We start from the raw sequence: 24,533 nt of genomic DNA on the forward strand, positions 1-24,533 counted from the left end.
ACTTCTTTCCTAGTCTTGCATTCGAGGCATACGAGCATGAGCGAACAAAAATCAAGCAATCAGATGTGGGGCGGCCGTTTTGCCTCAGGACCCGATGCGATCATGGAAGAGATCAATGCATCGATTGGCTTCGACCGCAAACTCTATGCGCAGGATATCCAAGGCTCGCTCGCCCATGCTGCCATGCTCGCAAAGACAGGCATCATTGCGGCAGACGATCATAAAAAGATCGAAGACGGCCTGAAAACCATCCTCAAAGAGATCGAAGACGGCCAATTCACCTTCTCGCGCAAGCTCGAAGACATTCATATGAATATCGAAGCGCGTCTGGCCGATCTGATTGGCGCATCTGCCGGACGTCTGCATACAGCCCGCTCGCGCAATGATCAGGTGGCGGTGGATTTCCGCCTCTGGGTTAAGCAGGAAATGCAAAAGACTGCCGTCGCGCTTGAAGGCCTTATCAACGCGTTTCTTGAACGTGCCGAAGAACATGCGGCAACTGTCATGCCGGGCTTCACGCATTTACAGACCGCCCAGCCTGTCACTTTTGGTCATCATTGCATGGCCTATGTGGAAATGTTTGGCCGCGATCTTTCCCGCGTACGCGATGCGATTGAACGCATGGACGAATCACCTCTCGGTGCCGCAGCCCTTGCAGGCACTGGTTTCCCGATTGATCGTCATATGACGGCTCAGGCGCTCGGTTTCCGCGAGCCAACCCGCAATTCGCTCGATAGCGTTTCCGACCGTGATTACGCGCTGGAATTCCTGTCACTCGCAGCCATCTGCGCGGGCCATCTGTCGCGTCTGGCTGAAGAAATCGTCATCTGGTCAACCCCTCAGTTCAACTTCGTGCGCTTGTCCGACGCTTTCTCGACCGGCTCGTCGATCATGCCTCAGAAGAAGAACCCGGACGCTGCCGAACTCGTTCGCGCCAAGACCGGCCGCATCAACGGCTCGCTTGTAGCACTTCTGACCATCATGAAGGGCCTGCCGCTCGCCTATTCCAAGGATATGCAGGAAGACAAGGAGCAGGTTTTCGACGCTGCCGAAAATCTCGAACTCGCAATCGCTGCCATGTCCGGCATGGTGCGTGACCTGACCGTCAATGTTGCAAGCATGAAAAAAGCTGCTGGTTCGGGCTATTCGACTGCCACCGATCTGGCTGACTGGCTGGTGCGTGAACTGGGCCTTCCTTTCCGCGATGCGCACCATGTCACCGGCCGCGCTGTTGCTCTGGCTGAAAGCAAACAGGTTGATCTTGCAGAACTCACGCTTGAAGATCTTCAGTCGATCAATGCAGGCATTACCGATGCGATCTTCGGCTATCTGACGGTTGAGCAGTCGGTTGAGAGCCGCCAGTCCTTTGGTGGCACCGCACCACAGCAAGTGCGCAAACAGATTGCCTACTGGAAAAATCGCATCGCGAAGGCGTAAGCTGACCATTCTGGTGAAGTCACTCTTAAAGGAGTGATTTCACTTTCTGATATTTTGGGTTAGACCTGACCCATCCAAAAATTCCGGGAACCAAAGCTGATGACAGGCCGCTCCGCCATTTCTTCCGTGCTTCTGATCGCAGCCCTTGCTGCCACTCTTGCCGCTTGCGGACGTAAAGGCCCACTTGAGCCACCGCCAGCACAGCTCATCACCAATGAACAGGGTCGTACAGTCGAAAAACCGAAGGAAGACAAGCCTTTCATCCTCGACAAAATCCTGTAAATCCCCTCATTCGGATTGTTTCCCGTGAATCATTTTGAATATCGTGACGGCGTTCTTCATGCCGAAAATGTAAGCCTGCCTGAGATTGCAAAACAGGTTGGCACGCCTTTTTACGTCTATTCCCGTGCAACCATTGAGCGCCATTTCCGCGTTTTTAGCGAAGCTTTCGCCGATATGGATACGCTGGTGACCTATGCGCTGAAGGCCAATTCCAATTTGGCTGTTCTCAAGACGCTTGCCAAGCTTGGCGCAGGAGCTGACACGGTTTCGGAAGGCGAAATTCGCCGCGCTTTGGCCGCAGGTATTCCGGCAAACAAGATCGTGTTCTCCGGCGTTGGTAAGACGCCGCATGAAATGGATTTCGCGCTGGAAGCAGGCATCTACTGCTTCAACGTCGAATCCGAACCAGAGCTTGAAATCCTTTCAGCTCGTGCGGTGAAGGCAGGCAAGGTCGCCTCGGTATCTTTGCGCATCAATCCTGATGTCGATGCAAAGACCCATGCCAAAATTTCGACGGGCAAATCCGAAAACAAATTCGGCATTCCACGTGTAAAAGCCCGACAGGCCTATGCGCGTGCTGCAAGCCTTCCCGGTATCGATGTCGTTGGCATTGATATGCATATCGGCAGCCAGATCATTGATCTTGAGCCTTTCGACAATGCATTTGCGCTGATGGCGCAGCTGGTTGAGGAATTGCGTGCCGACGGTCACAACATCCGCCACGTCGATGTTGGCGGAGGCTTGGGCATTCCTTATCGCACCGATAACAACCCGCCGCCGCTCCCTGTGGCCTATGCGGAAATCGTTGCAAAGCACATCAAGCCGCTGGGCCTCAAAACCGTCTTTGAGCCGGGTCGTTTGATCGTCGGCAATGCTGGTCTTCTGGTCACAGAAGTGATTTTCGTCAAAGAAGGCGACGCCAAGAACTTCATCATCGTTGATGCAGCGATGAACGATCTCATCCGTCCGACCCTTTACGAAGCTTTCCATGACATCAAGCCTGTTCTGGAAACCAAAGATAATGCCCCTCGCATTCGCGCCGATTTTGTTGGTCCGGTTTGTGAAACGGGCGATTATCTTGGCCTTGATCGTGAAGTGGCAAAGCCCGCTTCGGGTGATCTGATAGCCGTGTGCACGACGGGCGCTTATGGTGCCGTTCTGTCCAGCACCTACAATAGCCGTCTTTTGATCCCCGAAGTGCTGGTCGATGGTGATCGCTATCACGTCATCCGTCCACGCCGCACCTATGAAGAGCTTCTGGCGCTCGATTCCGTGCCGGACTGGCTATAAGCGCATCCCAAAAAGTGTGAAGCGGTTTTCGGAAAAGATGCGCGTTGAAAACAATGATTAGAGCGCCGATCTGATTTAATCAGATCGAAACGCGCTCTAATTGGGACCAAAGCCTCGCCTTTGCCATGATGCGTGTTATTCTATGAAACAACCATAGGCGTTACACGCATCAGAAAGACCCGATGACACAACAGACAAAAGACAGCAAAGACTTGCCAATCCGCAAGCGCGATGCGTTTTTCCGCCTGTTTTCCGGCGAGGGTGCGGCCCTTCGGCGCCTGCGTCTGCAAAGTTTTCTGACGATCAGCTTTGAGCGGGCATGGCCACTCGTTTTGCCGCTGATTCTGCTGATCGCGCTTTTTGCAAGCCTGAGCTGGCTTGGGCTTTTTGCGCTCATGCCGCGCTGGCTGCATCTGGGCGTGCTTGGACTTTTTGGCCTTGCAGGGCTAATTGCACTGTATCTGCCTTTCCGCTTTCGTCTGCCAGATGATGATGCGGTCACCGCCCGCATTGAAGATGTGAATGGACTGATCCACGAGCCATTGGCCGTCCAGACTGGCCAGATGGCGACCGGAGGCAACGATCCCTTCACCATAGCCCTCTGGCGTGAGCATCAGCGTCGCATGGCCGAGCGGTTGAAAAACCTGCAATCCGGTGTTCCACGTCCGCACATCCCTGAGCGCGATCCTTATGCACTGCGCGCTGTCGTGGTCTTGCTGTTCGTGACTTCCGCCGCCTATAGCCTCAGCCCGAATAGCGGTCAGATTGCTGATGCATTTAATGTCCGTGCCGGTTCGGCAAATGCCGTTGCGCGCATTGATGCCTGGGTAACGCCGCCATCCTATACCGGTCGTGCGCCGATATTCCTCAGCACGGCGCTCGATGAAGCAAATGTCGAAAAGCCAATAGAAGTGCCGCAGGGCAGCGTCGTCAATATCCGTATCATCGGCGGCAGTTCCGAAAGGCTAACCACCACCGATGCCACAGGTCATCGCGCAGAGATTAAGCCCATTGCACCAAAGCAAGGCGAAGACGACCAGAAAACAAGCCTCGATGATAGCCGGAATTTCCGTTATGATCTGCAACAGAACCAGACGCTCAATCTTTCCGGCATAGATGCCCGCTGGACTTTTGCTGTCACGCCCGACAATCCACCGACTATACGCTTCAGCAAAGAGCCGGGTCACGCACTAAACGGCACTTTGCAGCTTAGCTATGAAATTTCCGACGATTACGGTGCCGTCAAAGCCTATGGCGAAATAGTTCCGCTCGACATTGACCACGAGGACGAGGAAACGGCGCCGCTCTATGGCGCGCCAGACCTGCCACTTACACTGCCGCGTCGCGGAACCAAAGAAGCGACGACTTCCAAAGACCTGACCCAACACCCATGGGCTGGCCAGAAAGTGGCGTTGACGCTGGTTGCAACTGATGCAGCAGGAAAATTCGGACGCAGTGAGACGAAGATCATCACGCTCCCGGAACGGCCTTTCTCTAATCCGCTTGCTAAGGCTGTTGCAGAGCAGCGCCGGATTCTCGCACTCGATGCAACGCAGCGTGATCATGTGCGCGATATGCTGTCAGCACTGATGGTCCGCCCGGAAGAGACGATTAAGGACAAAGCGCACTATCTCGGCCTCGTGACCATCCGTACGCGTCTGCGCTTGGCAACAGGTGACAATGCCCTGCGCGATACAGCGGATTATATGTGGCAGGTGGCACTCGGCATTGAAGACGGCAATCTGTCGGCCGCAGAGAAGCGTCTGCGTCAGGCACAGGAAGCCCTGCGTAATGCACTACAAAATGGTGCATCACAGGAAGAAATCGAAAAGCTGACTGCGGAACTTCGTGAAGCCATGCAGCAATTCCTGCGCGAATTTGCGCAGCGCCAGCAGCAAAATCCAAATGCGCAAAACCAGCCGATGAACCCGAATGCCCGTGTTTTGACCGATAAGGATCTGCAGCGCATGATGGACCAGATTGAAAATCTGGCCCGTCAGGGTTCGCGCGATCAGGCTGAACAGCTTCTGTCCCAATTGCAGGATATGATGAACAATCTGCAGATGGGGCAACAGTCTCAAGCGGGCCAACAGGGGCAAGGTCAGGGTCAGCCCAATCAGATGCAGCAGCAGATGAACAAGCTGGGCGATCTGATGCGCCGTCAGCAACAGATGATGAACGAGACTTTCAAGCTCGATCAGCAGATGCAGCAGCTATATGGAAGCGACCAATTTGGCGATGAAGATTTGCTGCCCGGTGATGATGGAACGATGGGACAAGGCGAATCGCAGCAAGGCGGCCAGTCGGGTGAAACATCTTCGGAATTGGCTGAAGCTATGCGCAAGCTGCAAGAACAGCAGCAAGCACTTCAGCAAGAACTGAAAAAGTTCGGCGAAGACCTGAAAGGCATGGGAATAGACCCCAATAAGGATTTCTCTGACGCAGACAAATCCATGGGTAATGCCGCTGACGCTCTTGGTCGCAATCAAAGCACTGAAGCCGGAGACCATCAAGGCAATGCGCTGGAGGCTCTGCGCCGCGGTGGTCGCGATATGATGCAGCAAATGCAGCAAGCCATGGGGCAGCAAGGTGAAGGCCAGAACGGGCGACAAGGACAGAATGGCCGCGATCCGCTCGGGCGTCAGCAGGGCAGCAACGGCATGTCGAATGAGAATGGCGTCAAGATTCCCGGCGAGATTGATATTCAGCGCGCCCGCGAGATTCTGGATGAAATCCGTCGCAAACTTGGCGATGCGCTGACACCACAGCTGGAAAAAGAATATCTTCAACGTTTGTTGCAGTTCGACTGATCAAAGCGAGATCAGTTTTTCCAAAACGTACACCATTAGCCGCGGGAGATTTTGGTTATAACGTGCCGAAAATGGTGATTTTCGAGAACCGGCGCGCAGCGTACTTAAAGTACGTGAGCACCGGAAGCGCAGGAAAGCGCCATTTGCAGGCCGTTAAAGCCGAAATCTCTGGGTTAGTCCCGGACGTGACCGACGTAAGGTAGCTGGCGGAACGAATGCGCGACATCCATGCCATAGCCGACAACGAAATAGTCCGGGCATTCGAAAGCGACGAAATCGGCATCCAGATCCACCTTGCGGCGCACGCTTTTATCGAGAAGAACGGCAATACTCACACTGCGCGCTCCACGCTCGATCATCAGCTCACGGACAAACTTGAGCGTCTTGCCTGATTCGAGAATATCATCAATCAGAAGAACGTCGCGATCTTTCACATCGCTGTCGATATCGCGCAGCAGACGCACTTCGCTGCTGGTCGTACCCTTGCCATAGCTTGAAACGGTAATGAACTCGACATCCGGTTCAACTCCAGCATCATGCATAGCACGAATAAGATCGGCTGCGAAAATGAACGACCCCTTGAGGATCGAAATCGTCAGCAGATTGTGAAAATCACGTCCTGCTATTTCTTTTGCCAGCGCGAGATTACGCGCAGCGATTTCCTCCGGGCTGAAAAGCACGTCGATGGTTTTTCCGCCAACCTGAGGCATCTGCTGCGTCTCCTGATTTATAAGCATAACTTCGCTCTGAAAGGCACGCTCTATAGCATGCTTTCAGAAAAATGCACCCTTTTGCAGTGCACGAGTTAGAGAACCGCTGAAGTGCGCATATTCATTTGCCATTTCATCGATTTGATATAGCGTGCCTGCCATGCATCCGGACATTATCGAATTCCGCTCCTTTTATGAAACCACCCTTGGCCATCTCGCCGAGCGATCCATTCGCATGGCGCTTGCGGCACTATGGGGGCACGTCCCGGGTGAACGACTCGTAGGCCTTGGCTATAGCCTCCCCTATCTCGATCGATTCAGCGCAGATACAGAGCGAAGCTTCGCATTCATGCCTGCAGGACAGGGTGCTGTCGCATGGCCATCATCGGGCAAATCAAGCACAGCGCTTGTCTTCGACGAAGAACTGCCGCTGCCTGATTCTTCGATCGACCGGGTGTTGATGGTTCATGCACTCGAATATGCCGAAAACGCTTCGGAAACGCTAAAAGAAATGTGGCGTGTACTGGCCCCGAACGGACGGCTCGTTATTGTCGTGCCAAACCGGCGTGGCGTGTGGGCACGTCTCGACCGCACGCCATTTGGCAGTGGCCGGCCCTATAGCCGCACGCAGTTGACCGCGCTACTGCGCGAGGCAAATTTTAGCGTCAATACAATCAGCAATGCGCTGCATTTCCCACCCGTGAAACGCCGCTGGATGATGCGTCCTTGCATGGCAACTGAAGGAATTGGCCGCAAACTCTGGCCACTGTTTTCAGGCGTTTTGGTGGTCGAAGCACAGAAGCGGCTCTATCAGGGTCTGCCTGTCGCACAACGCTCCTCGCGTCGTGTCTTCGTGCCGGTTCTCGCTCCACAAGGAACTCCGGTCAGCGGGTTGAGAAAAACTGCATTAAAAGACCCCCCAAAATAGCGCTGCAACCTTTCACAGCAAGGTTTTTCTCGACTTGAACGCGACAGAGGTTTATGCCCGCTACGCAACCTTAACATCAGTCCTTTTGGCGGAGCCAAAATCATGACCAATACGCAAGACCTTTCTCGTCCCCAGCCTAAAGCCGGCTTGCTCGATATAGCAGCCTATGTACCCGGCAAGGAACACGTCGAAGGCGTTGCAAAGGTCTATAAGCTCTCCTCCAATGAGACGCCAATCGGCGCCAGCCCTCATGCAATCGAGGCCTATCGGCATTTGGCCGATACGCTTGCGATTTATCCAGACGGTCAGGCACAGGCGTTGCGCGAGGCAATCGCGGAATCACAGGGGCTTAACATCGGCAATATCATTTGCGGCAATGGCTCGGATGAATTGCTTGGCCTGATCTGCCAGACCTATCTCGCACCCGGTGATGAAGCCATCATCACGGAGCATGGCTTTGCTGTTTACAAAATCCAGACGCTTGGCGCAGGCGCAACGCCTGTGACGGTAAAGGAAAAGAACGAGCGCATCGATGTCGATGCGATCCTTGCTGGTGTAACGCCACGCACGAAGATCGTTTTCATTGCCAATCCAGCCAATCCGACCGGCACCTATCTGCCGTTTGAGGAGGTGCGCCGTCTTCATGCAGGTCTGCCGAAGAACGTTCTGCTGGTGCTGGATGCTGCCTATGCAGAATATGTTCGTCGCAATGATTATGAGTCGGGTCTTGAACTGGTGTCGTCGAACGAAAATGTCGTCATGACCCGTACCTTCTCGAAGATTCACGGTCTGCCGGGCCTGCGTATCGGCTGGATGTATGCGCCATTGCACATCATTGATGCGGTTAACCGTATCCGTGGGCCTTTCAACATGAACTCGGCAGCAATCGCTGCGGGTGCCGCCGCAATCCGCGACCGTGCTCATGTGGTGAAGTCGGTCGAATATAATGAAAAATGGCTGTCATGGCTCACAGACGAATTCACCAAGCTCGGGCTTCGTGTCACACCATCGGTTACAAACTTCCTGTTGTTTCATTTCCCGGAAGATTCCGCACATTCTGCAGATAAAGCGGATGAGTGGCTTTCAAAGCGCGGCTATATTCTGCGGCGTGTGAGCGGCTATGGCTTCCCGAATGCATTGCGCATGACGGTCGGCACGGAAGAGGCCAATCGTGGCGTTGTGGCAGCTCTGACCGAGTTTCTGAAATAAGACGATGCCCACGATCCATTTTGAAAAAATCGCGCTTATCGGTATCGGACTCATCGGTTCATCGCTGGCGCGCGTCATTCGCCGTGAAGGCCTTGCCAATCATATCGCCATTGCAACACGCAGTGCCGAAACACTAAAGCGCGCCGAGGAATTAAACCTCGGCGACAGCTACTCAACCGATAGTGCAAAAGCCGTTCAAGATGCCGATCTCGTTATCGTATCGGTGCCAGTCGGTTCATCCGGCACCGTTGCCAGACAGATTGCTGAACATCTGAAGCCAGGCGCTATCGTAACCGATGTTGGCTCGACGAAGGCTTCGGTGATTGCGCAGATGCAGCCGGAGTTGCCTGAGAATGTGCATTTCATTCCGGGCCATCCGCTTGCTGGTACGGAATATTCTGGTCCTGATGCTGGTTTTGCAGAGCTATTTAACAATCGCTGGTGCATTCTCACGCCACTGCGAGACACGGACCAAGCGGCCATAGACAAGCTCTCCGCATTCTGGACGGCTTGCGGCTCGCGCCTTGATCAGATGGACCCGCAGCATCATGATCTGGTGCTTGCCATTGTTTCTCATCTTCCGCATATCATCGCCTATAACATCGTTGGTACAGCCAGCGACCTTGAGCAGGTGACAAAATCGGAAGTCATCAAATATTCAGCATCCGGCTTCCGCGATTTTACACGTCTAGCTGCATCAGATCCAACTATGTGGCGAGACGTCTGCCTGCATAACAAGGACGCGATCCTTGAGATGCTGGCGCGTTTTTCGGAAGATCTCGCCTCGTTGCAGCGCTCGATCCGCTGGGGCGATGGTGAAGCTCTGTTTGATCTTTTCACCCGCACGCGGGCTGTACGCCGCAGCATCATTGATGCCGGTCAGGAAGTCGATGCACCGAATTTCGGGCGTCAGGCAGCCTCACAAACAAGCGGCAAGAAATAAAAAAAGGGCAGTATGTGATACTGCCCTTTTCTTTATAGGTTGGGCAAGCGCCCAAGTGGGATAAAGCCAGCGCTGGCCTTACCCTTACGAACGGTGATATCAATAACAGGGTTGCCGTTTTCGTCTTTCGGCATAGCGGAAAGAGCGAAAAGGGCAGTGGCAATATTACCGCCCTGTTCTGGAAACACCGTCTGTCCAGCCTGTGCGAAAGATTGCGAGTTGACCATGGTAACTTTCAGGTCAGCATCAATTTCGCCTTGCAGACCAACTGAAAAAGGCCCGGCGACCGTCAACATTGCGCCATTTGGCATCGAGAGAAATGCTTGATTGATCACCCCGCTATGACCGCGCATCCGTTCGTTGAATGGCGCGGAACTTGGAGCAAGGAACGTCGCTGCATCCACAACAGCTAAATCAACCAGACCGTCAATCTCGGGGCTTTTGGCATTGCCAATAATATAGGGTTCAAGCTTCAATCCAGCGAAACGACCATTGATCTTGAGCTGACCTTCCTCATTGCTCATGCGGAAATTCATCTGCTCAAGCTTGCTAATCTGCTCAGTGGTCGTGGTTTCGGTTCGCAATCCGACCTTAACGTCTCGTGCGTTTAGCTCAATCTCGGTTGGAAAAGGTCGTGCAAGACGCGTGTTGGAAGTAAACGCTCCCCAATTGATTTCGAGCGGCTGAACACCGGGAAATTCTACAAAAGCTGGCCCCACCAACTCATTGCTCAGTGAGTGTGGCGCATAGACCGGAGAACCAGAGGTAAATCGCCCGGCGCGCAGCGCCATACCTTCAGAAGGCTTCTGCCATGATATGCTGGCACAAACCACATTCACGCGAAGCGGGTAGCCACCCATGTGCAGGTTTTCACACTGAACGCCAACGCCCTGCGCTGCCAGTTTGGCTATGTCAGCTTTAGCGCGCACCTCAATCTTATCGGCAACATAAAACCACCCAGCCGTATAGGCGGCTATCAATACCAGAACGATAATCGCAATCGTAATCGGACGCTTTCTGGATTTTTTGGTTTGAGTCCCAGCATGCGCCATTAAAAAAACCTTTTTAATCAAATACTTTGTTAGCGGAAGATGTTGATTGTTTGCAAACCTGACGCAACATAAGTCAATGTGCTGTTCCCAACAGGTGGCTATATTATGGCAGGATTGAGTCTTGTGAAGTTTCGCACATCAAAAAAAGCAGTATATCCTGAGATTGCTGGTAAAAACGCGCCATATTTAAACGTATATTGATTCTCACCATGACAAACCATACCAACAATCAGCATATGAATGACTTCTGGGTATTCGGTTACGGCTCCCTTATGTGGCGACCGGGATTCGCACATGTAGAAACCGCGCGCGCACGCCTGCACGGTTATCGGCGCAGCCTTTGCATCTATTCACATGTTCATCGCGGAACGCCTGATCATCCAGGCCTGGTGCTCGGTCTGGATACAGGCGGCTCCTGCCTTGGAATTGCGTTCCGTGTACCGGGCGAGATGACAGATGAAGTCATGATTTATTTACGCGAGCGTGAAATGTCCAATCGCGTTTATCATGAGAAATGGCTGCGTCTGCGCCTTGCAGATGGTCGCGATGTTAAGGCTGTCACCTATGTCGCAGACCGAGCGCATATTCAATATGCAGGATCCCTCAAAGCCGAAGAAGCAGCCGCGATTGTTGCATCAGCTCGTGGCGATTCAGGCGCGAATATCGATTATGTTTCAAACACTATCGAGCATTTGCGGAATATGCGTGTACGCGATCACGCACTTGAGCACGTCAACGAACTAATAGGCAGAACAAGCGGAAATGCTATCTGATAAGCGCCCTGTCTCAGTTCGGCTTAGCTTCGTGGCTTTCCCGGATGAGAAGCACAGCGCCCACAAAGAAATATAAAGCTCCGATTAGCGTATGCGTATTTGAATAGCTGAGTAACCATAGCGCATCGCCTCGGTCCGGCGACGTCGGCGTAATCGCTGCGATCATAAATGCGACACAGCCCAAAAGGTTGATAAATACGATCTGCCAGGACAAGCTCTTTGGGTGCCAACTCCAGTGCTTGTTTCCAACTTCAACAAAGGCAAGATAGCCTGAAATCAAAAACAAGACAGATCCTTCGAAATTAGGTGCCCATATCTCAAGAACATTTAATTCAGGCGACCCAGGCGCAGCGATGCTATTAAATGTACTGATATTGAAAGCAAATGTTCCGAGTAACTGTGTGAACGAACTAAGCCATCCAGCACTATGCGGATGCCATCCGATAATCGACAAGCCTTTACGCTCACCAATTGATTGCGATAATGCAGCATTAAAATCTTGAGCATTGGCCGATTGAAAGTGTTGTAGCGCAGCAGCAATGGTGAAAGGGATGGAGCCTGCAAAAAAAGTCAGATTGGTCAGATTAGCCAGCTGAGGCCAGCGAAGAGCGCAAAACATAAGGACACTTCCCATCGCAAAAATGAAAGCGCCCACAGCGAATGAAATCCCAATTCTGGCATTATAGCCCTGGATCTGCCAGAACGGAACCTGCTGAGAATTGTTTTCTGAGAACTTAAACCCCAGCCCTTTGCGTTGCATTCTCGCAAGCCAGACCATTCTAGCGCCGTGAAAACTGCAAACTCTTTCGGTCACAAGGGGCCAGACACCCAATAGCTTCATCGCCGTTCCGTAATCAGCAAAAGACGTTATGAGGCGCACAGAATTGCGGGCAAGAAATGCCGACGGTCCCGTACTTAAAGAAAGTGATACACAGCTCGGTTGCTGATGTCACCAGCCCGGTTCATGTAATCAGTATAAGAAACAGGTATCCCAGCTCTTGTTCTTGCCCAATGCAACCGCTACATCTCGGCAAGTTCTCAAGGAGAAGTTTTTATGATCGCATTGTTTCGCACCATTGATCTGGCGCTCGATATCTATACGTGGATCATCATCGCAAGTGCCATTTTCTCATGGCTCTATGCGTTCAACGTCGTCAATTCTTCCAACCGTTTCGTCGCATCGATTGGCGAGTTTCTTTACAAAGTTACTGAGCCGGTTCTGCGTCCGATCCGTAATATCCTGCCCAATCTCGGTGGCATCGATCTTTCGCCGATCGTCCTGCTGCTGATTATCTTCTTCATCCGCCAGTTCATGTGGACGACGCTGCTTCCAGCACTTCTGTAAGAAGCAAAAGCGACATGGTAAACAAAAATGCCCGGATTTTCATCCGGGCATTTTTATAAATCATATAAGGCTGGTTACTTGTTCTTAGCGCGTTCAATCGCTTCAACGATGAACTTGCGTGCGTAATCTTCATCACCCCAGTCACCGATCTTAACCCACTTACCGGGTTCCAGATCTTTGTAGTGCTCAAAGAAGTGCGCAATCTGCTTGAGTGTGATTTCCGGAAGATCGGAATAATCATGCACCTTTTCGTAGCGCTGTGTCAGCTTTGGCGAAGGAACTGCGATGATCTTCTCGTCCTTGCCGGAATTGTCTTCCATGACCAGAACGCCGATTGGACGGCAGTTGATCACGCAACCCGGAATCAGCGGACGGGTATTGCACACCAGAACGTCAATCGGATCGCCATCTTCTGAAAGCGTATGCGGAACGAAGCCGTAATTGCCCGGATAGGTCATCGGCGTATAAAGGAAACGGTCCACAATCAGGGCACCAGCTTCTTTGTCCATCTCGTACTTGATCGGCTGTCCGCCAACTGGCACTTCGATGATTACGTTGATGTCTTCTGGCGGATTCTTACCAATCGAGATAGCATCGATATTCATGATGGGTCCTTTCGTGTCGCGCTCTGATAACGGGTTTCATGTTTGCGTGCAAGAAAAACGAAGTTTCAACAAAACGTGACGAATTGTCGTTCCCTCTGCCGTAACAAAGCGCAATCGAGTTATTTGGGAGTTGTGGTTGTTTCACTGAGTTCCTTCAGCCGTTGCACGGCTGTTGGTGGCATAGGTGGTGCATTCACATCGCGACTTGCTGCAACGAGCAGTTCATCACAAGCCGTCTCCGTCGTTTCGATCAGACGACGCAGAAACTCTTCTTTTTCCAGTCCTGCTGGAATAGGCGGCAAGACCCTGCAACGGATCGTGCCGGGAAAGCGAAAAAACTTGCGGCGCGGCCAGTAAAGCCCGGCGTTGTGCGCGATAGGCAGAACTGGAAGTTTGAGCGCATGATAAAGATGCACGATACCATATTTATATTCTGGCGGCGCACCCGGTGAACGACGCGTGCCTTCGGGATAAATCAGAATCTGACGGCCTTCAGAAATCGCCTTCTGCGCGCCAACTGTGATCGAATGCAACGCCTTTACGCGCGATCCACGATCGACCGGGATCATTTCCATTTTTGCGACATACCAGCCAAACAGCGGTATCCGCATCAATTCCCGTTTAAGGATCAGAACCGGATCATCCAGCTGCGGCAAGAACGCATATGTATCCCATGCCGACTGATGCTTTGGCGCGACGATATAAGCGCCTTCAGGAATATTCTCGAGGCCTTCAATCACGTAGTCCGTGCCTGCAATATACTTTTGCAACCACAAATTAACGCGTGCCCATGTCTTGGGTACGATCCATGCCTTCTTGCGCGGAAGCAAAAAGTAAAATGGTGTGTAAAGAACCATCTGCACGAATGTGCCGATGTAAAAAGCGAGATTGAACAAAATGGAGCGCAGATAGAGAAGCATCGTATCGGCGATAACCTTGGTTATACCCATCACCCCACATTTTATCATCTGGAGCAACTAAGCAGAGAAATTGAATGCTTTTGTGAGAAAGCAGCGGCACCCGATATATCAGGAAGCCGAAATTTTTCCATAAGGAAATCGTTGCACAAGACGATCAATTGCGCATGATCACGAAAGGATTAGGCAGCTTCGCCGAAAATCTTCGCTCCGCCCACACGAATGGCCGCGCCAATATATTTAATATACTCGATAAATAGCACGCGCAGCGTATCGCTTTCAGCAACCCAGCTATGAGCGCGCTTCTCACCATTGACCACCGGATAAGGCACGAATTCCACGTCCTGCATCCGCGATGACATCTCAAGAATACTGCGTGGGATGTGGTAATTGTTCGTAACAACAATCACGCGGCGATACTTGTTGGCACGTATCCAGCGTTCACTTTCAGTCGCATTCCCCACCGTATTCAGCGCTGAGCGATCAAGATCGACGCAACAGTTAAACAGGCTCGCATCCGTATGTGTGGCGCGCTGCAAATCTTTTTCATTGGTCGAAGGATGCACGCCACTGATCAGCAGTCGCTTGCCCTGCTTATTTTTCAAAAGGTCAAGCGCCGCCTGAATACGCGACTGGCCACCTGTCAGAACGACAATTGCATCAGCAGGCGTATCCAATGCAGGCGATTGCATGCTTGTCACTTTCTCACTGAACACAACAAAGCCGATCAGAAAGGCGACAATCACCAAAAACAGAAAAATGGAAACAGGCTGAAGTCGACGGAATACACGCATTAAAAGCGACCATAGAAATTTAGCGCCCGCCAGTGCAAGTCCAGAGGGCGCGTCAATAGTGCTACTGCGGCGCCATACCACAGCGCCCATATGCGCCCCTGCTTCTTGGCGTGCCGCTGCATCATTGCTTTCCCGATATTCAACTGCGTGTTCGTTCGACTTGCCATCATAGCTACCATTGCGGCGATATGTCGGAAAGCTGCCAGGAATTCGCGATTTGCGATCGGTATGAGCAAAAAAAGCTGTCATTCAGCCCGCACTCCCGGACCATCCATCGTCGCAAGTTGACGAACAACCGTCAGCCGACTTGTCAGCATCGTCAAAAAGCTCACAAGAATGATAATTGCTGCAGCACCGATATAGCCTTCACGACCAATCGCGAAATTGCCAAACATCGCCGCGGCCTGATCGCCAGCCGGTGTTCCCATGCGTCGGGATGCCCACCAGGAAAAGCAGAAGAACACAAACATAGCTGCACCGCCGCCAAACAAGGCACCTTTGAGCGCCGTGCGGAAGAAGTGCCATTCAAATTCACGCGCAACGAATTTTGATTCTGCGCCGATAAAATGCAGAACTTCAATGATATGGCCGTTGCCTGACATCGCGCCGCGCGTGGCAAAAATCACCGTCAAAACCGTGGCAGCAATAACCAGTGACAGAACGCCAGTCCCTATAAGCACAGTCGTATTGGCCATCGAAACAAGTCTGTCGACCCAGGTGCGATGATCATCAAAACTGGCACTTGGAATAGCGCGCGAAATCTCCGTCCGCATGGTTTCAAAATCCGGCGGCGCGTTTTCATCGATCGTGACCACGACAAGACGCGGCACTGGCAATTCGTCAATATTCAGACCACTGCCAAGCCATGGCTCAAGCAACCGTGCCGTTGCGTCCTTGTCGATAATATTGGTGTCTTTGACCCCGGAAAAACCGCGAGCAATGCTGCTGGCATCCGACAGCGCCTTATCCATGTCCAGCCCGTCGACAGGCCTGATCTGGATAGTTGCTTCACGTGCAATCTGGCTTTGCCATTGCGCAGCCGATGTTCGCACAAGGGTGACACCGCCAAGCGTGAGGCAAGCAAGAAAGGTCATGATCGCAATGACGGTGACCAAAGCTGTTCCGGTTACACTTCCATCAGGAACAATGGGATTTGGTCCCTGACGCTTTCTGCGTTTACCGATGCGCACCAGCAGCATATCTTTGAGATCTTCAAAGCGTATGCGGAGATCTGTCATGGCTTTCGCGAAAGCGTTTTGGCTGTTTCTGCGCGCATTATTCATAAATATCGAGCCGTCCATGTTCTATGATCATACGGCGCGCATTCACCTGATCCATCAAAGATAAATCATGCGTCGCAATAATAACCGCGGTGCCCGAACGATTAAGCTCAGCGAAAAGCCGTAACAAACGCTTTGCAAGTGGAGGATCGACATTGCCTGTCGGCTCATCGGCCAACAGCAGTTCCGGCTGATCAATCAGCGCACGTGCAATCGCCGCGCGCTGCTTTTCTCCACCTGAAAGGACAGGTGGCAGCACGTTCATACGATCACCAAGACCAACCCAATGCAAAAGCTCTTCGACTTCATGACGATAAGTGGCTTCTTCTTTGCCACGTACACGCAAAGGAAGCGCAACATTTTCATAGGTCGTCATGTGATCGAGAAGACGAAAATCCTGAAACACAATTCCAATACGGCGCCGAAGTAACGGCACAGCTTTATGGTCGAGACGCGCAACATCTTTGCCGAAAATATTGATAAGTCCACGAGTTGGCTTCAGCGCCATGAACAGCAGTCGCAATAGCGAGGTCTTGCCCGCGCCTGACGGGCCAGTCAGAAACTGGAATGAGCGCGGTGGAATATGGAAGCTGACATCCCTCAGGATTTCTGGCCCCATGCCATATCTCAGGCCAACATTCTCAAAACGTATCACCGCTGCGCTTCTCTGAATTGTCCGCCCACCAATCGGTGCTGCGGATGAAATCTAATTTAAAATGACCTTTAACCCCCATGGTTAATGTGAGGTTAATTATATTAAAATCACCTGTAAAAATTACGAGAGATTTGATTTTCTATAACGCAGAAAAATTGGGCAAATCTTGGAGCGGACGCACCAAATCACTCCGCAAAAAATAATTGCGGAATAAACGATGCAAATTATCCACGAAAGCCGATGTTAATTATTCCCAGCAGCCCAGATTACGGCCCTTGAGGTTATGAGAGTCAATGTCAGTGACGAGGCGCGCGTCTTCCCGCAACAAAATCATCGTCGTGCGCTGTTTAAGATCAATCCTCTGCCAGCCTGCACATTCCGTTGGCATTGGTGGCCTGCTATCGATCCTGACCGTTTCTGACCACGTCGTCGCGGTGCACCCGGAAACAGCCGCACCGATTCCAATCACCATGGCCGATTGTAAAACCAATCTGCATGTTCGCGCCTGAAATTGACTATTCAAGACTGGCAACTCCCTAAAACGCCCCACGAAACACCCGCGTACCTAGATCGATTTCATCGCAATTATCTGCCTGAACAAGCTTCTTATAGCCCGTGCTCACCCATTACCGCAATATACTCGCCAAAAACAAACACGATTTAAATTAAGGCATAAAGGCGGCTAAATTACGGATTTATAAAGTATATTTAATATTTCACCATCAATTGAAGCAATCTCCATCAATACAAATGTAATTTATATTAAAATATTAAATATTAGAAATATTGATTAAATATAAGTCCTATAAAATGCAATTGAAGCAATAAATTCATAGATATATATTTGAGAAATTGATTCGCATTGGCATCATCACGACACCAACACTGGGGACTTCCATGTTGAATAAATTGTCTGCGGAATTTTTCGGAACATTCTGGCTTGTTTTCGGCGGCTGCGGCAGCGCCATATTTGCTGCTGCATATCCTGAGCTCGGCATTGGCTTTGCCGGTGTCGCTCTTGCTTTTGGCTTGACGGTCCTGACAATGGCTTACGCCGTTGGTGGCATCTCCGGTGGCCATTTTAACCCAGCCGTCTCGCTCGGCCTTCTGGTCGCCGGTCGTTTTGAGGCCAAAAATCTCATCCCTTATTGGGTCGCGCAAGTTTTGGGCGGCATTGCCGCGGCGGCAATTCTCTATCTTATTGCCACAGGCAAGGCTGGCTTCACAGTTGGTGGCTTTGCATCCAATGGCTATGGTGAACTTTCACCCGGCGGCTACAGCCTAACTTCTGCATTGATTGTGGAAATCGTGCTCACAGCATTCTTCCTCATCGTGATTCTCGGCTCAACATCCTCTTCTGCGCCAAAAGGCTTTGCACCGATCGCCATTGGTCTTTCCCTTACGCTGATCCATCTCGTGGCTATCCCCATCAGTAACACCTCGGTGAATCCAGCACGTTCAGCGGCAGCAGCTCTCTTTGCCGAAACCAACGCGCTCGGCCAGCTGTGGTTATTCTGGGTGGCTCCACTACTTGGGGCTGCGATCGGTGCAATTATCTGGAAAGGCCTACTCGGTAAAGACTGATCAGCATCCCTAGAGCATTTCCAGTTTTCATTGAATCATTAGAAATGCTCTATCTGTTTGTTTTTTATGCGCAATCATCGAAAAGGCCGGGTCAAACCGGTCTTTTTATTTTTCAACTATGTGTTTTAAAGCAAACCACACCAGATCTTTCAAAAGTTTCGATTTTCCAAGAAAAAGTGATCATTGCTCGCAATAAATTACTATAAGACAGAACTCCCTTTCACAGATGTTCTGAGCAATGTCCCCCAGCACTGATGCCACCCATGCGGATCGCTATGCCGCATTCCGTCATACGTCGTTCAAAAAATATTGGGCCGCACGCTTCCTGAGCGCATTTGCCGTTCAGATCGTCAGCGTCGCGGTCGGCTGGCAAATTTATGACCAAACCCGCGATGCCTTCAATCTTGGCATGGTAGGGCTCGTACAGTTTCTACCCGCCCTGCTGCTGGTTTTGTTGACGGGTGCCGCTGCTGACCGGTTTGGCCGACGCCTTGTCATGGGCTTGTCGCTCATATTGGAAGCAGGTGTCACTGCATTTCTGCTTTTGCTCACGCTGTTGAGTGATTTCGAGCCGATAATTGTCTTCGCAGCCCTTCTGGTGTTCGGGATTGCCCGCGCATTTCTTGGACCATCGTCAGCCTCTCTAGTTGTAAACCTCGTTCCGACAGAAGATTTTGCCAATGCAGTTTCATGGAACTCATCAGCCTGGCAGGTAGCAACAATTGTCGGCCCGGTTGCCGGTGGATTGCTCTATGGTATCTCACATCTTGCAGCTTATGGTGTCGCAACAGTTTTTCTGATTTCAGGTTCGGTCCTGATTTTCTCGATCCCAAAACCAAGGCAACATACGACGATGGAGGAGCGTTCGCTTACCTCCATGCTTGCTGGTTTCCGCTATATCTGGAAAGAAAAGATTGTTCTGGGCGCCATCTCGCTTGATCTCTTCGCTGTTCTGCTTGGTGGCACGGTCGCGCTTTTACCGATTTATGCCCGTGACATTCTCGATCTCGGACCATGGGGATTAGGTTTGCTACGCTCTGCACCCGGTATTGGTGCCGTCCTGACCGCGATCTGGCTTGCAGGTCACCCGATCCGCGATCATGCAGGTCGAGTGATGTTCGTCTTTGTCGGTCTATTTGGCTTATTCAATATCATCTTTGGCGTGTCGACACTCGTTTGGCTGTCGATTATCGCTTTGGCTCTTGCCGGTGCTGCCGATATGATCAGCGTTTATATCCGCGAAACGCTGATGCAGCTCTGGACGCCAGACCACGTGCGCGGACGCGTCAATGCGGTCAATATGGTGTTTGTCGGCGCATCAAACGAGCTGGGTGAATTCCGCGCCGGGCTTATGGCTGCGGCTATTGGTGCGGTACCTGCCGTTGTTATTGGCGGAATAGGTTCCATCGCTGTTGCGGCTGCGTGGGCCGCGATGTTCCCGCAACTGCGCAAAGCGCGCAATTTGCAAGGGCGCACCTAATTTCCGATCAGAGCGTCAGGCTTCTGACGCGCTGATATTCCCGGCCTGAACACGCGTTTCAATCTGATCCCGATCTTCAGCTTTGATGCCAATCAGATCGGCAACACGCCACATCACATCAACCTCGACTTCGCTTGCAACACCATCGGCATAGACAATGTTCCACATCAGGGCGATGAAATCGAGCCGAGCCTGATAGTCGAGATGGCGTTTGAGAACAGATGTAAAATCCGACAGGCTGATTGATTCCTGATCAGCCTCTTCGGCAGCTCGGAGAAGCTGCTTAAGAGCATCGCCCTTCAGTCCATATTTCTGTGCAAGCGTGACCGAAAGCTTGGCGCGCTCTACCTCACGCGCATCACCATCAGCATCCATGATGTGAAACATCAGCGCTGCTGCAGCCAGTCTTGGATCATCGTCGGAAAACTTTTCGCCCCGCTCACGTAAACCGCTTCCAGGCAACTCTTTCAGAAAATCCAGCAACCGCTCGAACATTCACCCTCGCCAAGTCTCAAACCGCAAAAGACCAACTCGGTCTGCTCTTCTTTAGAAACTTTAAAACTAACGGGATGGAAATATGAGACAAGACTGGAAAGCGACGATGCCGTCTTTCAACAGCGAAAGACGGCATCGCGTGGTCTTTAAGCAACAATCTACACGCCAATGCGCCAATTCAGAACAGACGAAGCCCGCTTTGCGGCTTTTGCGATGCTGTGCTTTCATCAACACCCGGGTCATCCACAATGATATGAGCCGTCCGTTTTTTGTCCGTCTCATCACTGTCCGGCCCGGCTGCATCGATAAATGCTGGCTTCTCGACCTGCTGAATTACAGGTTTTTGGGGCTCTGGCTTAACCTCAACAGGCTTTGGCGAGACCACCTCCGCCTCAATCACATCATCATTTTGCGGCTTCGGTTTAAGTTTTTCAGCCGGAATAATCGCATTGCTTGTCAAAACAGAATCTTCAACAGCCGCTGCAATTTCGGGCTTCTCCACTTCAATCACCGGTGAAAGCTGCTCGACAGGTACTTTCCACTCAAAGCTGTTCAGGCGTCCGGTCACAGGCGATACAGGCGACCACTGTTCAGACACATAACCATCAGCGGTCCATGCCGGATCGCGCGGTGCTTTCACCGCCTGTGCAAGCCACTGACGCACCTTGCCCTGATCGCCTGTTTCGGCTTCCTCAATGTCTGCCAGCAAAAGATAAGCGCTTTCACGCGGCGACCCGCGCAACACCTTATCGGCATTTTCTCGCGCCAGACGATAATCGCCCGCATCGTAAGCAGCCCGCGCAAGCGCCAGACTGCCTTCGGCATTGTTGGACCTGAGCGTCACCAGGTGCTTTGCCCGTTTGAGACGGTCCTGCACTGTGTCTCCAGCGCGACCATAAATATAGGTCGATGCAATATCGGGATGCGGAGCACGCTTCCACGCGGCCTCTAGAATTTTCGACCCCTTGCGCACTTCGCCATCAGCAAACAATGCCCGCGCTGCAACGACAGCCGCGGGCACCAGATCAGGCGCAAGCTTGTTGGCTTCAAGCGCAATCGCCTTGGCATTTGCATGATCGACATCAACAGTTGCGATTGCTTTGGCCGTCAGAAGCGCTGCACGCTCCTTCTTCACAACATCTTTGCTATGCGAGAGGGCCTGTTTACGCGCATCAACCAATTTAAGCGCGCCATCCCAGTCACCTTCCGAGCAAAGCTGCCCCATAACGGCAGACGACGCCCATTCAAGCTGCGGTGCATGTTTCGCGGCTTCTGTCGCATAGTGACGTGCCGCTTCGCGTGCGCCCATGCGCTGCGCCTCAATATAAAGTCCGCGCAAGCCCAGAAGTCGGGTTTCAGGGTCCTCAACCATGGCCTCAAATGCCTTGCGCGCATCATCCGAACGGCCTTCAAGCATGGCCGTCTGAACTTCCAGCAACTTGATCATCGGCTCCAGATCAGGATCAAGCAGGGTACCGGCCTGCTTTGCCATACGGCGGGCAGCTTCTGCATCACCGGCACCAGCGGCAATCAAGCCTGTTGAAAGCGACTGATACCCCCGGTCGCGTTTGCGCGAACGAAAATGACGGCGCAACGTGTAAGGCGACTGAATGGTGCTTTTGATGACCCACCAGAGGATCAGAATTGCAGCCACAATTGCCACGACACCTGCGGCAGCAGTAATCAGCGGCACATTGTAATGATTGCCAGCAAAGGTGACATCAAGTTCGCCGGGTCGATCAGCCAGCCATGAGAAACCAAAACCGAGAGCAACAACGATAGCGAAGTAAAAAATCACACGCAGCATGAACGGCTCCTTAGTTTGGCGCCGTGGCGTCTGTTGCGTTCTTTGGCTTAATGCTTTCAGTGACGACGCGCTGAATAAGCGCATCAGCGTCACGACGCGCCTTCATCTGGCTCGCAAACTCTGCCGAAACAGCTTTCGCGTCAGGGGGCAGCTGCTCCCATTCAGCAATCGCGCGCTCCAGATCACCAGCATGCAGGGCCGCTTCCATGCGGGCCGTTGTCGGACCTGCGCCAGTGCCGCTGACATTGCCCGCGACCGGACGCACACTGACAAGCCCCTTCGCGCTGGCTACCAGCTGATCCCACACACCGGCATCGGCAGGCAGCTTGTTTTCAGTGGCGATGATTTTGTTAGCGACCGGCCCAAACCATGCATTGAGATCAGCAACTGTCGGCACACCTGAATGTGCAAAGGCATTCAGTCCTTCAATTGCCTTATCCTGCGGAGCAACCGAGGCATATGTATCGAGCTCAGCCTTATATGAACCACCGCGATCAATCGCAGTCTTCAGTGCATTGGCAGCAATCAATACGGACGCATCGGGCTGGCGCGCGTTTTCACTCACCTTGCCCTCAAGCGAAACCAGCTTCTGTTCAAGGTTTGAAATTGTGCCGCTGTTGCCAGAAACACCAGCTGCCGCCTGATCAGCCTGATTCTTTGCATCACTTAACTGCGTTTCGAGCGCACTAAGGCGCTCCGTCAAGGCCGAAATGTCCACGGGAGCGGCATCTGACTTTGGAAGCGACGCAAACTGCTGTTGAACTTCTGTCAAAGTTGCGGCCACGGCTTCCGCCTTGATTTCAGCTGCCTCAACATTTTTCTGCAAATCTGCAAGCTGCGCCTTGCTGGCGTCATCAAGTGGCGCAGGCGCTGGATTGGAGCGTAAATCTGCAATCTGCTGCTCAATATGGGCCAGCTGTTCGGCGGTCACTCTTGCGCCGGGCGATGGCACGACATTGCCCCACTGCAATGCAAAAAGACCAGCCAGTGCAATCACACCACCTGCAACACCTGCCAGCAAGTGAGAGCCGCCTGAACCCGATTTTTGCGCTGGGACTGACGCAGCGACGCTAGAACGCGACGCCTCTGGCTTCACACCGGCAGTAAAGGGTGGCTTTTCTGATTTGCTTTCCGGCTTGAACACAGGCTTTTCTTCTGGCTTGGGGTCCATTTTCACTGCTGCATCACCCACTGGCTCAGCAGCCGGCGTCACCTTCGGCGCTGCTGCTTCATCAACGCGTTTAACATCCGACGGATCAAGACTGATCGTCACGGGTTTGGTGGTCGGTTTGGAATGCCGCGGAGTGCCAGATTTCGCCATGGGTCCTCTCGGTGTGCAAAGAATTTTTGTGAAGCTTATCAGATAAAATCACGAGATGAAGGAAGGTTGCGCCCAAAAGAGTCAAAGTTTGGAAACCAAACGAAAAATTCCCTTCTCGTCAGGATGGTCGGCGATGCGTTTCTGCGTTTTCCATTTCTCCGGCAATTGCTCCGCAACCCGGCCAGAAATGCACAAAAACTGCGTATCCGAGCCAAATGCGGCCTCAATCTGCGGCATCATCCGAGCCAGATACTGCGCAGCGACGCCCGAATAAAGCAAAACCGCGACAAATGGACTTTTGGGCAAAAGCGCTCTGATTTCATCATCAGAATAGCCAATCTGCTCGACGTTATAAACATCGCAGACCCGCATTTTAAGGCCAGCCTGCAGCACACGTTCTTCAAAGATCGGCTGACGTATCCGTCCGGCGAGATAAAAAACCCGTGCGCCTTTTGGCAAATGTTCTGCCATGCTCGCCGCCAGACGAACGGCATCACCGCCGCCCTCAATCACCTGATCAAAACCCGCTGCACGCGCGGCACGCGCCGTGCCCTCACCAACGGCAAACAGCGGCAATGCTTTATAAAGCCGGAGAAAATCGTCCTGCACATGCCGGAATGCATTGGCGCTGGTCACAGCAAGTGCGTCGAAGGATTGATTCGCGGCAGAAAACTCCAGAGCAACCGTACGGCTTAAAGGCATCAAAACCGGCGAAAAACCGAGTGCGGCAAGCTTTGCTGCCGTCACTGATGCCGATGGTTCGGGCCTTGTGATCAGAACAGGGCCGCGCGTTCCTGTCTTGTGCTCAGCTGCCAA

The 24,533-nt window shown here is 52.3% G+C and carries 24 protein-coding genes; 11 read left to right on the forward strand and 13 right to left on the reverse strand.

The features are described from left to right. Positions 1-36 precede the first annotated feature (36 nt). The 4 genes from argH (at position 37) to U2P60_RS08620 (ending at position 5,819) form a co-directional block, all read left to right on the forward strand. On the forward strand, positions 37-1,437 hold the full coding sequence (gene argH / locus U2P60_RS08605) for an argininosuccinate lyase (RefSeq protein WP_313827370.1): 1,401 nt from the start codon (positions 37-39) through the stop codon (positions 1,435-1,437). A gap of 99 nt (positions 1,438-1,536) precedes the next feature. Further along, positions 1,537-1,719: an LPS translocon maturation chaperone LptM gene (gene lptM, locus U2P60_RS08610; RefSeq protein WP_007872064.1), complete on the forward strand. Its 183-nt coding sequence runs from the start codon at positions 1,537-1,539 to the stop codon at positions 1,717-1,719. A gap of 24 nt (positions 1,720-1,743) precedes the next feature. Then, positions 1,744-3,009 (forward strand): diaminopimelate decarboxylase, encoded by a 1,266-nt coding sequence (lysA, locus tag U2P60_RS08615; RefSeq protein ID WP_413572219.1) that lies wholly within the window; start codon positions 1,744-1,746, stop codon positions 3,007-3,009. 182 nt (positions 3,010-3,191) lie between these two features. Continuing rightward, the gene (locus U2P60_RS08620) at positions 3,192-5,819 is read left to right on the forward strand and encodes a TIGR02302 family protein (RefSeq protein ID WP_413572220.1); all 2,628 of its coding nucleotides are present in this window, start codon (positions 3,192-3,194) and stop codon (positions 5,817-5,819) included. Between the two features lie 173 nt (positions 5,820-5,992). Here the strand turns inward: U2P60_RS08620 and hpt are convergent, their stop codons facing one another. Continuing rightward, positions 5,993-6,529 carry a hypoxanthine phosphoribosyltransferase gene (hpt, locus tag U2P60_RS08625; protein WP_313827374.1) on the reverse strand — a complete coding sequence of 179 codons (537 nt, stop codon included), beginning with the start codon at positions 6,527-6,529 and terminating at the stop codon, positions 5,993-5,995. Between the two features lie 160 nt (positions 6,530-6,689). On the opposite strand from hpt, the gene U2P60_RS08630 reads away from it, so the two are divergent. The 3 genes from U2P60_RS08630 to U2P60_RS08640 all read left to right on the forward strand — a co-directional run bounded on the left by U2P60_RS08630 (position 6,690) and on the right by U2P60_RS08640 (position 9,609). Then, positions 6,690-7,457 (forward strand): class I SAM-dependent methyltransferase, encoded by a 768-nt coding sequence (locus U2P60_RS08630; RefSeq protein WP_413573729.1) that lies wholly within the window; start codon positions 6,690-6,692, stop codon positions 7,455-7,457. A gap of 102 nt (positions 7,458-7,559) precedes the next feature. After that, a complete protein-coding gene (gene hisC / locus U2P60_RS08635) occupies positions 7,560-8,666 on the forward strand; it encodes a histidinol-phosphate transaminase (RefSeq protein ID WP_413572221.1) in 1,107 nt (368 codons plus the stop codon). A gap of 4 nt (positions 8,667-8,670) precedes the next feature. After that, positions 8,671-9,609, forward strand: coding sequence for a prephenate/arogenate dehydrogenase family protein (locus U2P60_RS08640; protein ID WP_413572222.1), 939 nt, complete (start codon positions 8,671-8,673; stop codon positions 9,607-9,609). A gap of 32 nt (positions 9,610-9,641) precedes the next feature. Here the strand turns inward: U2P60_RS08640 and U2P60_RS08645 are convergent, their stop codons facing one another. Then, complete coding sequence (locus U2P60_RS08645; RefSeq protein WP_413572223.1) at positions 9,642-10,661, reverse strand: DUF2125 domain-containing protein; 1,020 nt, start codon at positions 10,659-10,661, stop codon at positions 9,642-9,644. A 209-nt stretch (positions 10,662-10,870) separates the two neighbouring features. Here U2P60_RS08645 and U2P60_RS08650 point away from each other — a divergent pair, with 209 nt between their 5' ends. Continuing rightward, positions 10,871-11,434, forward strand: coding sequence for a gamma-glutamylcyclotransferase (locus U2P60_RS08650; protein ID WP_313827378.1), 564 nt, complete (start codon positions 10,871-10,873; stop codon positions 11,432-11,434). A gap of 13 nt (positions 11,435-11,447) precedes the next feature. Here the strand turns inward: U2P60_RS08650 and U2P60_RS08655 are convergent, their stop codons facing one another. Beyond that, positions 11,448-12,212, reverse strand: coding sequence for a hypothetical protein (locus U2P60_RS08655; protein WP_413572225.1), 765 nt, complete (start codon positions 12,210-12,212; stop codon positions 11,448-11,450). Positions 12,213-12,488: 276 nt separating this feature from the next. Between U2P60_RS08655 and U2P60_RS08660 the strand changes: the two genes are divergently transcribed. Then, positions 12,489-12,779, forward strand: coding sequence for a YggT family protein (locus tag U2P60_RS08660; RefSeq protein WP_250041585.1), 291 nt, complete (start codon positions 12,489-12,491; stop codon positions 12,777-12,779). A 74-nt stretch (positions 12,780-12,853) separates the two neighbouring features. Here U2P60_RS08660 and ppa read toward each other — a convergent pair whose 3' ends face one another. The 6 genes from ppa to U2P60_RS08690 form a co-directional block, all read right to left on the reverse strand. Further along, positions 12,854-13,384: an inorganic diphosphatase gene (ppa, locus tag U2P60_RS08665; protein ID WP_310013280.1), complete on the reverse strand. Its 531-nt coding sequence runs from the start codon at positions 13,382-13,384 to the stop codon at positions 12,854-12,856. Between the two features lie 119 nt (positions 13,385-13,503). After that, positions 13,504-14,304 (reverse strand): lysophospholipid acyltransferase family protein, encoded by an 801-nt coding sequence (locus U2P60_RS08670; protein WP_413573731.1) that lies wholly within the window; start codon positions 14,302-14,304, stop codon positions 13,504-13,506. A 179-nt stretch (positions 14,305-14,483) separates the two neighbouring features. Then, a complete protein-coding gene (locus tag U2P60_RS08675; RefSeq protein ID WP_413572227.1) occupies positions 14,484-15,344 on the reverse strand; it encodes a YdcF family protein in 861 nt (286 codons plus the stop codon). Beyond that, positions 15,341-16,333: a cell division protein FtsX gene (locus tag U2P60_RS08680; RefSeq protein ID WP_413572228.1), complete on the reverse strand. Its 993-nt coding sequence runs from the start codon at positions 16,331-16,333 to the stop codon at positions 15,341-15,343. Before U2P60_RS08680 ends, U2P60_RS08675 begins: the two co-directional genes overlap by 4 nt. 37 nt (positions 16,334-16,370) lie before the next feature. Continuing rightward, positions 16,371-16,994, reverse strand: a complete 624-nt coding sequence (gene ftsE / locus U2P60_RS08685; protein ID WP_313827384.1) for a cell division ATP-binding protein FtsE — start codon at positions 16,992-16,994, stop codon at positions 16,371-16,373. A 283-nt stretch (positions 16,995-17,277) separates the two neighbouring features. Continuing rightward, positions 17,278-17,553 carry a hypothetical protein gene (locus U2P60_RS08690; protein WP_409558621.1) on the reverse strand — a complete coding sequence of 92 codons (276 nt, stop codon included), beginning with the start codon at positions 17,551-17,553 and terminating at the stop codon, positions 17,278-17,280. 374 nt (positions 17,554-17,927) lie between these two features. On the opposite strand from U2P60_RS08690, the gene aqpZ reads away from it, so the two are divergent. Then, the gene (gene aqpZ / locus U2P60_RS08695; protein WP_413572230.1) at positions 17,928-18,614 is read left to right on the forward strand and encodes an aquaporin Z; all 687 of its coding nucleotides are present in this window, start codon (positions 17,928-17,930) and stop codon (positions 18,612-18,614) included. 238 nt (positions 18,615-18,852) lie between these two features. Further along, a complete protein-coding gene (locus U2P60_RS08700; protein WP_413572231.1) occupies positions 18,853-20,094 on the forward strand; it encodes an MFS transporter in 1,242 nt (413 codons plus the stop codon). Between the two features lie 15 nt (positions 20,095-20,109). Here the strand turns inward: U2P60_RS08700 and U2P60_RS08705 are convergent, their stop codons facing one another. From U2P60_RS08705 to U2P60_RS08720, 4 genes are all read right to left on the reverse strand, one after another. After that, positions 20,110-20,589: a TerB family tellurite resistance protein gene (locus U2P60_RS08705; protein ID WP_413572232.1), complete on the reverse strand. Its 480-nt coding sequence runs from the start codon at positions 20,587-20,589 to the stop codon at positions 20,110-20,112. A gap of 178 nt (positions 20,590-20,767) precedes the next feature. Then, positions 20,768-22,396: a heme biosynthesis protein HemY gene (locus U2P60_RS08710; RefSeq protein ID WP_413572234.1), complete on the reverse strand. Its 1,629-nt coding sequence runs from the start codon at positions 22,394-22,396 to the stop codon at positions 20,768-20,770. A 10-nt stretch (positions 22,397-22,406) separates the two neighbouring features. Beyond that, positions 22,407-23,717, reverse strand: a complete 1,311-nt coding sequence (locus U2P60_RS08715) for a hypothetical protein (RefSeq protein ID WP_413572235.1) — start codon at positions 23,715-23,717, stop codon at positions 22,407-22,409. Between the two features lie 81 nt (positions 23,718-23,798). Further along, positions 23,799-24,533, reverse strand: a complete 735-nt coding sequence (locus tag U2P60_RS08720) for a uroporphyrinogen-III synthase (RefSeq protein ID WP_413572237.1) — start codon at positions 24,531-24,533, stop codon at positions 23,799-23,801.

The sequence above is a fragment of the Brucella sp. H1_1004 genome, assembly GCF_047308065.1.
Classification (GTDB): Bacteria; Pseudomonadota; Alphaproteobacteria; order Rhizobiales; family Rhizobiaceae; genus Brucella; species Brucella pseudogrignonensis_B.

Excerpts from the sequence above, each read along its gene's own strand:
- argH (WP_313827370.1), top strand. The coding sequence starts at position 37 with ATGAGCGAACAAAAATCAAGCAATCAGATGTGGGGCGGCCGTTTTGCC.
- lptM (WP_007872064.1), top strand. The coding sequence starts at position 1,537 with ATGACAGGCCGCTCCGCCATTTCTTCCGTGCTTCTGATCGCAGCCCTT.
- U2P60_RS08620 (WP_413572220.1), top strand. The coding sequence starts at position 3,192 with ATGACACAACAGACAAAAGACAGCAAAGACTTGCCAATCCGCAAGCGC.
- hpt (WP_313827374.1), bottom strand. The coding sequence starts at position 6,529 with ATGCCTCAGGTTGGCGGAAAAACCATCGACGTGCTTTTCAGCCCGGAG.
- U2P60_RS08630 (WP_413573729.1), top strand. The coding sequence starts at position 6,690 with ATGCATCCGGACATTATCGAATTCCGCTCCTTTTATGAAACCACCCTT.
- hisC (WP_413572221.1), top strand. The coding sequence starts at position 7,560 with ATGACCAATACGCAAGACCTTTCTCGTCCCCAGCCTAAAGCCGGCTTG.
- U2P60_RS08640 (WP_413572222.1), top strand. The coding sequence starts at position 8,671 with ATGCCCACGATCCATTTTGAAAAAATCGCGCTTATCGGTATCGGACTC.
- U2P60_RS08645 (WP_413572223.1), bottom strand. The coding sequence starts at position 10,661 with ATGGCGCATGCTGGGACTCAAACCAAAAAATCCAGAAAGCGTCCGATT.
- U2P60_RS08650 (WP_313827378.1), top strand. The coding sequence starts at position 10,871 with ATGACAAACCATACCAACAATCAGCATATGAATGACTTCTGGGTATTC.
- U2P60_RS08655 (WP_413572225.1), bottom strand. The coding sequence starts at position 12,212 with ATGGTCTGGCTTGCGAGAATGCAACGCAAAGGGCTGGGGTTTAAGTTC.
- U2P60_RS08660 (WP_250041585.1), top strand. The coding sequence starts at position 12,489 with ATGATCGCATTGTTTCGCACCATTGATCTGGCGCTCGATATCTATACG.
- ppa (WP_310013280.1), bottom strand. The coding sequence starts at position 13,384 with ATGAATATCGATGCTATCTCGATTGGTAAGAATCCGCCAGAAGACATC.
- U2P60_RS08670 (WP_413573731.1), bottom strand. The coding sequence starts at position 14,304 with ATGCTTCTCTATCTGCGCTCCATTTTGTTCAATCTCGCTTTTTACATC.
- U2P60_RS08675 (WP_413572227.1), bottom strand. The coding sequence starts at position 15,344 with ATGACAGCTTTTTTTGCTCATACCGATCGCAAATCGCGAATTCCTGGC.
- U2P60_RS08680 (WP_413572228.1), bottom strand. The coding sequence starts at position 16,333 with ATGACAGATCTCCGCATACGCTTTGAAGATCTCAAAGATATGCTGCTG.
- ftsE (WP_313827384.1), bottom strand. The coding sequence starts at position 16,994 with ATGGGGCCAGAAATCCTGAGGGATGTCAGCTTCCATATTCCACCGCGC.
- aqpZ (WP_413572230.1), top strand. The coding sequence starts at position 17,928 with ATGTTGAATAAATTGTCTGCGGAATTTTTCGGAACATTCTGGCTTGTT.
- U2P60_RS08700 (WP_413572231.1), top strand. The coding sequence starts at position 18,853 with ATGTCCCCCAGCACTGATGCCACCCATGCGGATCGCTATGCCGCATTC.
- U2P60_RS08705 (WP_413572232.1), bottom strand. The coding sequence starts at position 20,589 with ATGTTCGAGCGGTTGCTGGATTTTCTGAAAGAGTTGCCTGGAAGCGGT.
- U2P60_RS08710 (WP_413572234.1), bottom strand. The coding sequence starts at position 22,396 with ATGCTGCGTGTGATTTTTTACTTCGCTATCGTTGTTGCTCTCGGTTTT.
- U2P60_RS08715 (WP_413572235.1), bottom strand. The coding sequence starts at position 23,717 with ATGGCGAAATCTGGCACTCCGCGGCATTCCAAACCGACCACCAAACCC.